The 12344-nt window shown below is 64.4% G+C and carries 11 protein-coding genes; 2 read left to right on the top strand and 9 right to left on the bottom strand.

Going from position 1 to position 12344, the window contains the following annotated elements; all coding sequences use genetic code 11:
- The first annotated feature begins 8 nt into the window (after positions 1-8).
- Together gcvP and AC1D1Y_RS17690 are read left to right on the top strand one after the other, a co-directional pair.
- Positions 9-2903: an aminomethyl-transferring glycine dehydrogenase gene (gene gcvP / locus AC1D1Y_RS17695; RefSeq protein WP_477683473.1), complete on the top strand. Its 2895-nt coding sequence runs from the start codon at positions 9-11 to the stop codon at positions 2901-2903.
- A 36-nt stretch (positions 2904-2939) separates the two neighbouring features.
- Positions 2940-3695, top strand: a complete 756-nt coding sequence (locus AC1D1Y_RS17690; protein WP_477683472.1) for a sulfite exporter TauE/SafE family protein — start codon at positions 2940-2942, stop codon at positions 3693-3695.
- Between the two features lie 15 nt (positions 3696-3710).
- On the opposite strand, the gene AC1D1Y_RS17685 is transcribed toward AC1D1Y_RS17690, so the two are convergent.
- From AC1D1Y_RS17685 to AC1D1Y_RS17645, 9 genes are all read right to left on the bottom strand, one after another.
- Positions 3711-4481 carry a transglutaminase-like domain-containing protein gene (locus AC1D1Y_RS17685; protein WP_477683471.1) on the bottom strand — a complete coding sequence of 257 codons (771 nt, stop codon included), beginning with the start codon at positions 4479-4481 and terminating at the stop codon, positions 3711-3713.
- Positions 4482-4662: 181 nt separating this feature from the next.
- Positions 4663-5793 (bottom strand): mannitol dehydrogenase family protein, encoded by a 1131-nt coding sequence (locus tag AC1D1Y_RS17680; protein ID WP_477683470.1) that lies wholly within the window; start codon positions 5791-5793, stop codon positions 4663-4665.
- Between the two features lie 13 nt (positions 5794-5806).
- Complete coding sequence (locus AC1D1Y_RS17675; RefSeq protein ID WP_477683469.1) at positions 5807-6817, bottom strand: zinc-binding alcohol dehydrogenase family protein; 1011 nt, start codon at positions 6815-6817, stop codon at positions 5807-5809.
- A gap of 22 nt (positions 6818-6839) precedes the next feature.
- Positions 6840-7169: an L-rhamnose mutarotase gene (locus AC1D1Y_RS17670; RefSeq protein ID WP_477683468.1), complete on the bottom strand. Its 330-nt coding sequence runs from the start codon at positions 7167-7169 to the stop codon at positions 6840-6842.
- Position 7170: 1 nt separating this feature from the next.
- Positions 7171-7293 carry a hypothetical protein gene (locus AC1D1Y_RS17665; RefSeq protein WP_477683467.1) on the bottom strand — a complete coding sequence of 41 codons (123 nt, stop codon included), beginning with the start codon at positions 7291-7293 and terminating at the stop codon, positions 7171-7173.
- Between the two features lie 10 nt (positions 7294-7303).
- Positions 7304-8311: an aldo/keto reductase gene (locus tag AC1D1Y_RS17660; RefSeq protein WP_477683466.1), complete on the bottom strand. Its 1008-nt coding sequence runs from the start codon at positions 8309-8311 to the stop codon at positions 7304-7306.
- 51 nt (positions 8312-8362) lie between these two features.
- Positions 8363-9307, bottom strand: coding sequence for a substrate-binding domain-containing protein (locus AC1D1Y_RS17655; RefSeq protein ID WP_477683465.1), 945 nt, complete (start codon positions 9305-9307; stop codon positions 8363-8365).
- Between the two features lie 68 nt (positions 9308-9375).
- Positions 9376-10359, bottom strand: a complete 984-nt coding sequence (locus tag AC1D1Y_RS17650) for an ABC transporter permease (protein ID WP_477683464.1) — start codon at positions 10357-10359, stop codon at positions 9376-9378.
- A 38-nt stretch (positions 10360-10397) separates the two neighbouring features.
- On the bottom strand, positions 10398-11975 hold the full coding sequence (locus AC1D1Y_RS17645) for a sugar ABC transporter ATP-binding protein (protein ID WP_477683463.1): 1578 nt from the start codon (positions 11973-11975) through the stop codon (positions 10398-10400).
- Positions 11976-12344 lie beyond the last annotated feature (369 nt).

The raw sequence follows: 12344 nt of genomic DNA, 5'->3' as shown, positions 1-12344 counted from the left end.
GACCCGACATGTTGATGCAAACCGCCAAGCCCCTGGGCGACCTTGAAAACCCTTCCGAGTTCATCGCGCGCCACATCGGCATTGACGAGACCGACGAAGTCCACATGCTCAGCATCGTGGGCTCGGCCTCGCGCCGCGAGCTGGTCGAAGGCATCGTTCCACGCTCCATCGCGCGCAGCACGCCCATGGCCATCCCGGCCCCGGTCACGGAAGCCGCCGCGCTCAAGCAGCTGAAAGCCATCGCGGGCAAGAACCAGGTGTTCAAGAACTTCATCGGCCAGGGCTACTACGGCACCTGCACGCCGGGCGTGATCCTGCGCAACATCCTCGAGAATCCCGCCTGGTACACGGCCTACACGCCCTACCAGGCCGAGATTTCGCAGGGCCGCATGGAGGCGCTGATCAACTTCCAGACCATGGTCTGCGACCTGACCGGCATGCCGATCGCCAACGCATCCATGCTCGACGAGGCCACCGCCGCCGCCGAAGCCATGACTTTGGCCAAACGCAGCGTCAAAAGCAAAAGCAACGTCTTCATCGTGGCCGGTGACTGCCATCCGCAGACCATCGAGGTGATCCAGACCCGCGCCAAGCCGCTGGGCATTGAAGTCAAGGTCAGCACGGCGTCGGCCACCCTGCCCCTGCTCATGGCCGAGGGCGACTACTTCGGCGTGCTGGCCCAGTACCCGGCCACCACCGGCAGCATCCACGACCTGCGCCCGCTTGCGGGCCAGGCCCACGTCGACGGCGCGGCCCTGTGCGTCGCGGCCGACCTGCTGGCGCTCACGCTGCTGGCCCCGCCCGGCGAATGGGACGCCGACATCGTGCTGGGCAACACCCAGCGCTTCGGCATGCCCATGGGAAACGGCGGGCCGCACGCGGCTTACCTCGCCTGCCGCGACGAGTTCAAACGCTCGCTGCCGGGCCGCCTGGTCGGCGTCAGCGTCGACAGCCACGGCAACCCGACCTACCGCCTCGCGCTGCAGACGCGCGAGCAGCACATCCGCCGCGAAAAAGCCACCTCCAACATCTGCACCGCGCAGGTGCTGCCGGCGGTGATCGCCAGCATGTACGCGGTCTACCACGGCCCACAAGGCTTGAAGCGCATCGCCGAACGCGTGGCCGCCTACACGGCTGTCTTCGTGCGCGGCCTGCAGGAACTCGGCTATGAGATCACCAACACCGGCGCCTTTGACTCCGTGACGGTGAAGACCGGCGAGGCGACCAATGCAATCGCCGAGCGCGCGCGCCAGTCCGGCGCCAACCTGCGCTTTCGCCTGAACAACCACCTCGGCGTGTCGCTGGACGAAACCACCAGCCGCAAGGACATCGAGCTGCTCTGGTCCTTCTTCGCCAAGCCCGGCCAGACGATCCCCGTGGTGAGCGCCTTTGAAAAAGGCGTGGAGTCGCTGATCCCCGCCGACCTGCGCCGCACCACGGCCTTCCTCACGCACCCGGTGTTCAACACGCATCACTCCGAAACCGGCATGCTGCGCTACATCCGCATGCTGAGCGACAAAGACCTGGCCCTGGACCGCAGCATGATCCCGCTGGGCAGCTGCACCATGAAACTCAACGCGACCAGCGAGATGATTCCCATCACCTGGCCCGAGTTCGCCAACATTCACCCCTTTGCGCCCGCCGAGCAGTTGCAGGGTTATGCCGAGCTCGACAAGCAGTTGCGCGACTGGCTGTGCCAGGCCACCGGTTATGCCGGCATCAGCCTGCAGCCCAATGCCGGCTCGCAGGGCGAATACGCGGGCCTGCTGGTCATCAAGGCCTTCCATGAAGCCCAGGGCCAGGGCCACCGCAACATCTGCCTGATCCCCTCGTCGGCCCACGGCACCAACCCGGCCAGCGCGCAGATGGTGGGCATGACGGTCGTCGTCACCGCCTGCGACGCGCAGGGCAACGTCGACATGGCCGACCTCAAGGCCAAGTGCGAACAGCACAGCGCCAAGCTGGCCTGCGTGATGATCACCTACCCCAGCACGCACGGCGTGTTTGAAACGCAGGTGAAAGAACTCTGCGCGATGGTGCACAGCCATGGCGGCCGTGTCTACGTGGACGGCGCCAACATGAACGCGCTGGTCGGCGTGGCCGCGCCGGGCGAGTTCGGCGGCGACGTGAGCCACCTGAACCTGCACAAGACCTTCTGCATTCCGCACGGCGGCGGCGGCCCGGGTGTGGGCCCTGTGTGTGTGGTGGCCGACCTGGTGCCTTACCTTCCCGGCCATGCCACGGCGGGCATTCCCGTCAACGGCGTGGGCGCCGTCTCGGCCGCGCCTTTAGGCAATGCCGCGGTGCTGCCCATCAGCTGGATGTACTGCCGCATGATGGGCCCCGAGGGCCTGACGCAGGCCACCGAGGTCGCCATCCTGAGCGCCAACTACATCAGCTCGCGCCTAAAAGATCATTACCCGACGCTCTACGCCAGCGAAAACGGCCATGTGGCCCACGAGTGCATTCTCGATTTGCGGCCGCTGAAAGAAACCAGCGGCGTCAGCGCCGAAGACGTCGCCAAGCGCCTGATGGACTACGGCTTTCATGCGCCCACGCTGAGCTTCCCCGTGCCCGGCACGCTGATGGTCGAGCCGACCGAAAGCGAAACCCTGGCCGAGCTGGACCGCTTCATCGACGCGATGATCGCCATCCGCGACGAGATCCGCAAGATCGAAGCCGGCCAATGGCCGCAGGACAACAACCCGCTCAAGCATGCGCCGCACACAGCGGCCAGCCTGCTGGGCGCCGACTGGGACAGGCCTTACTCACGCGAAACCGGCGCCTTCCCGCTGGCTTCGCTCAAGCTGGTGAAGTACTGGCCGCCCGTGGGCCGGGTCGACAACGTCTACGGCGACCGCAACCTGTTCTGCAGCTGCGTGCCGGTGAGCGACTACGCTTAAGACGCTTCTCTTGCTTCACGCCACTTTGCCCGCCGCATGGACGCCACGCTCGTCCTGATCATTGTGGGCGCGGCGGCCGCGGGGTTTGTCCAGGGCCTGTCGGGTTTTGGCTTCAGCCTGGTGGCCATGTCTTTCTGGGCCTGGGCCATAGACCCGAAACTGGCGGCTGTCATGGCCGTTTTCGGTGGGCTGACAGGCCAGGTCATGGCGGCTTTCACGGTCAGCCGCGTGACCGACTGGAAGCGCCTGCTGCCATTCCTGGCCGGCGGCTTGCTCGGGCTGCCGTTGGGTTTACTGTTGTTGCCGCGGCTTGACGTCCAGCTGTTCAAGCTGTTTCTCGGCGTGCTGCTGACGGCATGGTGCCCGGCCATGCTGTTTTCGGGCAAGCTTCCACGCATCCACCATGGCGGCCGCGTCGCCGATGGCGCGATAGGCGCGGCGGGCGGTTTTATGGGTGCATTAGGTGGCTTCAGCGGTGTTATTCCGACGCTGTGGTGCACGCTGCGGGGCTATGAGAAAAGTGCCCAGCGCGCCGTCATCCAGAACTTCAATCTGGCCGTGTTGACCGTCACCATGGCCAGCTACGCGGCCGCCGGCCTGGTCACCCGCGAGACGCTTCCCATGCTGGCCATCGTGGCGCCTGCCGCGCTGATTCCCGCCTGGCTCGGTGGACGGGTGTACATGGGCATCAGCGACCTGGCTTTTCGCAGGCTGGTGCTGAGCCTGCTGACCTGCTCGGGCCTGGCGATGCTGGTGTCATCCGTGCCGGGCTTGTTGCGGCGAATAGGCTAGGCCACGCAACGCATTTCAATAAAAACGGGAGCCGGCCCGTAGCTCGCGAATGGCCCGCATCATGGTGGGCGCCAGCATATTCCATTGCAGGGCCCGTACCGACCGGCGGTAACGCAGCCCGCTGGCCCGCAAGGATTCCGACACCAGTTCCAGGGGATCGCTCACCACGCACAGAAGCCGTGTGAGCATGGGGTCCTGGTCGGTAGGCATACCGCCGAGGAAGGCGTCGTTCTTCCCGTCCCACAGAAGCTGGGCATTGATGTGGATACCCCAGCCGCATTCCCAGCCGTTCGCTTGCAGGCGTTCGCGGGCGGCGGCCACGTATTCGGCATCGAAAATATAGGTATCGGTACGCACCCAACGGCCCAGCCAGATTTCCGCCAGCGGGCGCGCCGCCGGCGTGGCTCTGGGGATCAGGCCGCGCAGCATCTCGCCGCGCATCTCCATGTAGCGCAGTCGCGCCGGGATGCCGGCAGAGCGCATCAGTGCGATCAGCAAGGTCGCCTTGTCGTCGCCGTCGCCCCCGCGCGCCTCGAGTACGTCGCGGGCCGTCGGGTACTGCAGCTTGACTCTCTTGGTATAGGGCAGGCGCTTGACGAAGCGATAGATGGCCAGTGCCTTGTCCCGGTCGGTGCGGCACAGCTGGACAAGCGCGCGAGCCTTCAGGCGCAACTTGGTGTCGTCCAGGTCCAGCAGGGGCGTTGTGCCTAGCCAGTCCTGCGGCCGGTCGCTGGTCTTCTTGTGCAGCCGGCGGGGCGAATCAAGTTGTGCGGCTAGTGCCACCATGGAACCACCGACGGAGTGAATGGTTCACGCATCGTAACCCCGGGAGCTGCAATTGTGGTGGATTTCCGTTCCACAGTCGGGCGCTGAGGGGCCGGCTACTTGTTCCCCTGGTAGAAGGCAGGCATGAGGGTTCGCGGCGTTGGATGTTGCGCCGCAGCATGCATTCAAAAGCCGCCGGCCCTCACCCCAAGCCCCCGGTTTCGGCCAAGGCATTGCGCAGCTGGGTCTGTGCGATGGGCAGTTGCAGCGCCACGGCGCGCTCTACCACGGGTGCCAGGCGGCGCAGCTTCTTCTGCGCGTGGTCCTTGGCAATGTCGGCCAGACGGTGTTCCAGAAACGGGTTGAGCAGACGGTCGCGCAATTCCACCAGGTAGGCGCGGGCCTCGGGGCCTGTGCCCTCGGCGTCAAATACCGGCAGCACCTCGTCGGCCCATGCAGCCTCCAGTGGGATGCGCAGCGCCGGGGTGTGCATGGCCTGCACCACGGTCATGTCCGCGGCACCGCCCAGCAGTTGCCAGCGTTCGGCCAATACCGTGTGGCCCAGGTTCAGCAGCCAGAGCTTGCGTTGCTCGAAGGGGGCCAGCGCATCCGTCACCACCATGGCCGGGTGGCTGCAAGGAAGCACCATGCGCGGCCGGCGTTCGATGGCCCACAGCGCATAGGGCTCGGCTACCGCACCGGCGGGTTCCAGCGGAGACGACACGATGCGGTCCACCAGTGAATTGACCCACACGCAGTGCTCCCGCACATAGCGAAGGAAGGCGGGCGTAACGCCCCAGCCCTGTGCCAGCGTGGATACCAGGTCGCGCAGTGTGTCACCGTTGCGGCTGACCAGTTCGCAGGGGTACAGCGTCAGGGGAGCCTCCGGCTGCTGCTGCCAGCGGTGGTGCAGAAGCGCCACCAGCTTGGCCGGGTAGCTGTGCGGCGGCGTCGTCGGGCTGCCCAGCAGCGCCACGGTGTCGGCGTCGTCCAGCACATAGCCCATATCCGCGGTGTTGGAGATGATGACYTGYACMGTRGTGGCCATGGCMTCGCGCAATGGTGTCCAGTCGCGGCGGGCATGCCAGACGGCCTGGACTGCGTTCACTTGCACGGTTTCCTCGATACGCTGGCCCTGTTGCATGCCGCGCAATTCCACGCGGTAGCCATGCGCCAGTGCCGCGGCGCGTGCACTGCTCTGCGGGCTGTCTGTGCTCTGCACGACGGTGATGCCGCCCAGTGCCTGGCCTTGGGCCAGGGCCTGGGACACAAACAGGTCCGCATGCGCCTGCAGAAAGCGCCCGGTGCCGAACTGGAGGATGGGAGTGCTCACGCGAAGGCTCCGGTCAGCATTCGATCAGCGCCTTGACCACGCCCTGCGTCGGGTCCAGCAGGGTGGCGAACTGAGCGGGTACATCGGCCAGGGCCATGCGATGGGTGTTGAGTGCCGCGGTGGGGATTTTGCCGCCCCGCATCGCCTCAAGCACCGTTTCGAAGTCTTCCATGGTGGCATTGCGGCTGCCCAGCAGCGTCGCCTCGCGTTTGTGAAACTCCGGATCAGCGAACGTAATGTTGTCCAGCACGATCGACACCAGCACATACTTGCCGCCATGGGCAATGAACTGGAAGCCGCGCTCCATGGCCTTTGCGTTGCCCGTGGCGTCAAAAACGACATCGTAAAAATCTCCAGCGGTCAGTGCGCGCAGCTCGTCCAGGTCCTTGTCACCTATCACGACGCCCGCATGCGCACCCAGGTGTTGTTTGCAGAATTCCACCCTCTCCTTTCGCGTGTCCAGCGCTGTGACCTGGCCGCCACGCAGGCCGGCGAACAGCAGGGCAGCCATGCCGATGGGGCCCGTCCCTACCACCAGTACACGCTGGCCGGGCTGCACGTCGGCGCGGCGTACGGCGTGGGCGCCAATCGCCAGAAATTCCAGCATGGCGGCCTGGTCCAGTGAGACCCCCTCCGCCTTGCGCACAAACTGCGCGGGTACGTTGAGATATTCGGTGAAGGCGCCGTCGCGGTGCACGCCCAGTACCTGGATGTTGACGCAGCAGTTGGTCTTGCCCTGGCGGCAGGCTACACACCGGCCGCACGACAGGTAAGGCATGACGAAGACGCTGTCACCGGCCTGAAGGGGGCTGTCCGCCGGAGCGTCCTCCACGGTGCCCGCGATCTCGTGGCCCATGACGCGCGGATAGGCCAGGAAGGGTTGTTTGCCGGTGAAGATGTGCAGATCGGTGCCGCACACCCCTACGCGGCGGATGCGCAGCAGCACATCGCCTTCATTGCGGATGGGCATGGCCGCTTCGACCGTGCGCAGCACGCCGGGGGTTTCGCAAATGACTGTCAGCATAGATGTCCTTGGGTGGAAGTGGTTAGTCAATGTGGAATACGGATTCCATGGCGGCCCAGTGCTCGCCGGGGCCGCGCGTTTGAAGGGGGCGTTGGCAGGGGCCGCACAGGGTCCACCAACGCTGCGTCTCGGTCTCGGCGGCGATAGCTGCCATGTCCGCGTCAAAATCCTGGCCGTGGTATTCCCAGTAGCCGAACAGCAGGTTTTCCGGCTCACGCAAAAAAATGCTGTAGTTGCGCAGCTGCGATTGCCGAATGCGCCGCAGCACAGCGGGCCAGACGGCCGCGTGCAGGCGCTTGTATTCGGCGATGTGCTGGGGGTCGATACCAATGACCCATCCCATTCGTTGCATGTCAATTTCCGTCTATAGGTTGGCCAAGGTGGTACAGGCGGCGCGCATTGCCGACAAAGATGGCGGCCAGTGGCCGGTGCGATCCGCCAGATTCCAGAAATGCTGGGTGCGCGTCGATCAGCATGGGGTTTTCCTCAGGCTGGTACCGGCGCATCGGGATGCAGCAGGCCGCGGGCGCGCAGGGCCTGCCACAGCGTGGCGGGAAGGGGCGTCTCCAGCCAGGCGACGTTCTGTTGCAGCTGGGCTGCGGTGTGGGTGCCGGTGACGCAACTCACCACCGCGGGGTGCGCCAGTGGAAACTGCAATGCGGCGGCCTGCAGGGGCACGCCGAATTCCTCACAGGCCAGCGCCAGCGCTTGCACGCGTGCCAACACAGCGGGCGGGGCTTCCGCATAATTGAATTTGGTGTTGCCCGCCAGGACGCCGGAGTTGAACGGCCCGGCCGCCACGATGGCGTTGCCGCGGCGCATGCACTCGTCCAGAAAGGGCGTGAGGCAGTCCTGCTCCAGCAGCGTGTAGCGCCCGGCCAGCATGGTGCAGTCCAGGTCGAACTCCCGCATGCTGTCCATCACCACCTGCCATTCGTTCACGCCCAGGCCCACCGCCTTGGTGGCACCGCTGCCGCGCAATTCGTCCAGCGCGCGGAAGCCGCCCCCCGTGGTCAGTTGTTGCCAGTAATGCGCATGCTGTTCACCATGGGTGTCGCGGCCGATGTCGTGCACGTACAGGATGTCGATGTGAGCCAGGCCCAGCCGTTGCTGGCTGTCTTCGAACGAGCGCATCACGCCGCTGTAGCTGTAGTCATACTGCGGGCGAAACGGATAGGGGTTGGCCCAGCCTCCATCGCCGGGAGCCACGCTGGCATCGGGGCGCAGCAGGCGGCCCACCTTGGTGCTGACGACATACTCATGGCGAGGGCAATCGGCAAGTTGGGCTCCCAGCCGGTGCTCGGAGCGGGTGTAGCCATAGTAAGGCGCGGTGTCGAAATAGCGCACGCCGGCCGCCCAGGCGCTGGCAAAGACCTCCTCCACCTCGCGGGCGCTGGTGGCGCGGTACAGGCCGCCCATTTGCGCGCAGCCCAGGCCCAAGGCGGTCAGCCTCAGGTCCACGCGGGAAAGGGTTTTCAAATCCGTGGTGTGCATATGCCCATCCTCCGGCAGCCGGTGCCGGAGGGGTCCTTGGGTTGGAGCGGTTTAGTAGAGAACGTTCTTGGCTGCGGGCGTGTCGATGTTTTTCTTGTTCACCATCAACACACCGGTATCGCGGAAGGCGGGTACTTTCTTGCCTGCCACGATTTCCGCCACGGTCTTTACGCCCAGGTTGCCCATCTCGAAGGCGCTTTGCACGGCAATCGCCTCGATGGTGCCGTCTTTCACAAAGCCTTGCAGGTCGGCGTTGCCGTCAAAGCCGATGGCCACCACTTTGCCGGCTTTGCCCGACTGAACCAGCGCGCGGCCCATGCCAATAGCGGTGGGTTCGTTGGCGCCGAAAATTCCCTTGAGGTCGGGATTGGCGGCCAGCACGTCGGTGGTCTGGTTCAGTGCGGTGCCCATCTGCGAGTTGGAGTAGAACGGACCTACGATCTGCAGCTTGGAGTGCTTCTTGATGTAGTCGGTGAAACCTCCCACGCGGCCGATTTCGGAACCCGAGCCCGCGGTGTAGGACATGATGGCAATCTTGCCGGTGGTACCGATCTTGTCGATCAGCGTCTTGGCGGACATTTCCCCGGCAGTCTTGTTGTCGGTGGCCAGGAAGGACTGGTAGTAAGCCTTGCCGGCATCCGATGCGGCGGAGTCAATCAGCACSACAGGCATCTTGGCTTCCCAGGCTTTTTTGATSGCGGGGATCAGGGCRTCSGGRTCSGASGGSGCMAGCACRATGCCGGCSACYTTGCGGTTSAYGGCGTTTTCCACCAGKGMKACYTGCCCGGCCAGGTCGGTGTCGGATGCCGCGCCCTGGAAGGTGGCGGTGTAGCCCTTGAGATTTCCCACGGCAGCGTTGGAGCCCTTCTTCACGTTTTGCCAGAAGTCCGAGTTGGCGGTCTTCACGATGACGGCAATTTCCTTGTCGGCGGCCAGGGCCATCGACGACGCAGCCACCAGGGCGGCTGCGATCAGTGTGTGGACAAATTTTTTCATTTCTTTCCTCTTGGGTAATGGTTGTGGAGGTTGTCTCTCGAAGTCCCGGTAAGCCCTGCCGGTAGGGATCACTTGCGATGGCGCATCTGGTCGATCCAYACGGCSAGCAGGATGACGACGCCAATCAGAATTTGYTGGGTGAARGCGGASACGCCRCYCATGTTCAAACCGTTGCGCAGGATGCCGATCACGAASGCGCCAATSACGGTGCCCGACACSGTGCCCACACCGCCSGTGAGCGAGGTGCCGCCTATCACCGCGGCGGCAATGGCATCAAGCTCGTACATCAGGCCCTCGCTGGGCTGGGCCGTGACCAGGCGTGACATCAGCACGCAGCCGGTCAGCCCGGCCAGCAGACCGGAAAGCACATAGGCAAACAGCGTCACGCCCTTGACGTTCACGCCCGAGAGCCGAGCGGCTTCGAGGTTGGAGCCGATGGCGTACAGATGGCGCCCCAGCGTGGCACGGTTAAGCAGGATGGAGACGGCCAGCGCCAGCACGACCATGAGCACCACGGGGTAAGGGATGCCGACGAACACCACGTCGGGGAAGCCGTCCGCACCGATATTGACGATGCGGAACAAGGCTCCGTTGCCCAGTTCCGCGAAGCTGTCGCCCAGGCCGCTGATGGCGCGGGCATCGGTCAGTTGCAAGGCCACGCCGCGTGCCACCAGCATCATTCCCAAGGTGGCAATAAAGGGCGGCAGTTTGAGCACCGTCACGCACAGCCCGTTGATCAGCCCGCACAGGGCGCCGACCAGCAGGCCGGCAAACATGCCCACAGGCACGGGCGCGCCCGCCTTGACCAGCATGGCGGCCACCACGCCGGACAGTGCCAGGATGGCACCTACCGAGAGGTCAATACCGCCGGTGATGATCACGCAGGTCGCCGCGATGCCGAGGTAGGCGATGGACGTCACCTGGAGCGCCACGGTCATGCCATTGCCCACGCTGAAGAAGGCGTTGCTGGTGAACGAGAAGATGGCGATGAGTCCCAGCAGGCTGGCCAGCGCGGCAAATTTTTGAAACAGGTCTTGTTGTTGTTCGGTCATGGTGTGGTTCGGAGAAGGGTCTTGGAGGGTTCAGTTGGTCAGCTGGTCGGCTGGTCGGCTGGCAGAGGCGGCACGCTGCGACCGGAGGCGTAGTGCATGACCTCCTCCTGGTGGGTCTCGCGGGTGGGGCGGATGGTGACCAGGCGGCCTTCATGGAAGACCGCGACACGGTCGGTCATCCCCATGATTTCGGGCAGCTCGGAGCTGATCATCACGACGCCGATGCCCTGCCCTGCGAGCTGGTCCAGCAACTGGTAGATCGCGTACTTGGCGCCCACATCGATGCCGCGCGTGGGCTCGTCAAAGAACAGCACGCGTGATTGACGGAACAGCCATTTGCTGATCACGAGTTTCTGCTGGTTGCCACCCGAGAGCAGACGCACGATCTGGCTGCTGCCGGGCGTGCGGATGTCGAGCGCGCCGATGTAGTGGCGTGCGGCATCCTGCTCTTTGGCAAACTGGATCATGCCCGCACGGTTGGACACGGCTTCCATGTTGGCCAGTGTGATGTTCTGTGCCACAGTCATCTTCAATGCCAGCCCGTCGTGCTTGCGGTCCTCCGACAGGTAGGCCAGCCCCTGGCGCACGGCATCCCGCGGCGAGTGAATGGTGAGACGCTGCCCGGCCAGAAACACCTCGCCGGCGTCGATGGGGTCGGCACCAAAAATGGCGCGAGCCACTTCGGTGCGGCCGGCCCCCATGAGCCCCGCAAAGCCCAGGATTTCGCCGCGGCGCAGCTCAAAGTTCACGTCGTGAAACACCCCCTGGCGTGTCAGGCCCTGCACGCGTAACAACACGTCGGTAGTGGGCACGGATGTTCTCTTGGGGAATACATCGTCCAGCGAGCGCCCCACCATCTTGGCCACGATCTCCTCCACGCTGGTGTCGGCCAGGCGTTCGGTGGACACGTAGCGTCCGTCGCGCAAGACAGTGACCCGGTCCACGATAAGCGCCAGTTCGTCGAGGCGGTGCGAGATGTAGACAATACCCACCCCTGTACGCTTGAGCTCGTGGATGATGGCAAACAGCCTCTCGGTCTCCGACTCCGTGAGGGACGAGGTGGGTTCGTCCATGATGAGCACCTGGGCGTTGAGCGACAGCGCCTTGGCAATTTCCACCATCTGCCGCTGGGCTACCGACAGGGTTTTGACCAGAGCGTCCGTGGCAATGTCCAGCCCCAACCGGTCCAGGCATTGCCGTGCCTGGCGGCGCAGCGCCGCCCGGTCAATCAGCCAGCCTTTGCGCGGCTCGCGGGCCAGGTAAATGTTTTCGGCCACCGTGAGGTGCGGAGCCAGGTTCAGTTCCTGGTGAATGATGGCAATGCCGGCAGCCTCGGATTCGGCGGTGGATTGGAACTGACAGACCTCGCCGTGGTAGTGCAGGGTTCCCGCATCGGGCTGGTACTGGCCGCTGATCACCTTCATCAACGTCGATTTGCCTGCGCCGTTTTCGCCGCACACCGCGTGTACTTCGCCACTTCGCACCTCAAGGCTCACACCGTCCAGTGCCAGCACCCCCGGGAAGCGTTTGGTAATCCCTTCCAGGCGCAACAGTACGCCAGCCTCGGCGGGGCTGGGCGCGCCGGGGCGCACGGGATCGGACACGGATGACAGCAATGCGAACTCCTCTTGGTGGGGTCAGGGGGACCTGGAGGGATGAATTTGCCGCCCTGCAAATTGGTAAGGCCACCTGACATGAATCGAGGTATTTGGCCTTACCAAGAAGTGCGTGTGTACTGGTATTTACCCGTTGTCGAGGGTCAAAATCGGGGTGAAAAGACGAAAAAAAGCCTGTGCAAATTGCACAGGCCTGACCAGAGTAAAGGGTGACGGCGGAGCTAGGGCCTGTTAACGCTATTTATGCAAGATGCGTTGCGAGTCAAAAAGGCCTTGAGCAAGGCGCAAAACGCAGGCGGGGTGAACCCCGTCAAGGCTTTGCAACGCCAAAACGCAGGCGGGGTGAACCCCGTCAAGGCTTTGCAACGC

This window comes from Polaromonas sp. P1_G1 (assembly GCF_056405595.1).
Note: the sequence above shows the minus strand (reverse complement) of the source record. Positions and strands in the feature narration are given on the sequence as shown.

Excerpts from the sequence above, each read along its gene's own strand:
- gcvP (WP_477683473.1), top strand. The coding sequence starts at position 9 with ATGTTGATGCAAACCGCCAAGCCCCTGGGCGACCTTGAAAACCCTTCC.
- AC1D1Y_RS17690 (WP_477683472.1), top strand. The coding sequence starts at position 2,940 with ATGGACGCCACGCTCGTCCTGATCATTGTGGGCGCGGCGGCCGCGGGG.
- AC1D1Y_RS17685 (WP_477683471.1), bottom strand. The coding sequence starts at position 4,481 with ATGGTGGCACTAGCCGCACAACTTGATTCGCCCCGCCGGCTGCACAAG.
- AC1D1Y_RS17675 (WP_477683469.1), bottom strand. The coding sequence starts at position 6,817 with ATGCTGACAGTCATTTGCGAAACCCCCGGCGTGCTGCGCACGGTCGAA.
- AC1D1Y_RS17670 (WP_477683468.1), bottom strand. The coding sequence starts at position 7,169 with ATGCAACGAATGGGATGGGTCATTGGTATCGACCCCCAGCACATCGCC.
- AC1D1Y_RS17665 (WP_477683467.1), bottom strand. The coding sequence starts at position 7,293 with ATGCTGATCGACGCGCACCCAGCATTTCTGGAATCTGGCGGATCGCAC.
- AC1D1Y_RS17660 (WP_477683466.1), bottom strand. The coding sequence starts at position 8,311 with ATGCACACCACGGATTTGAAAACCCTTTCCCGCGTGGACCTGAGGCTG.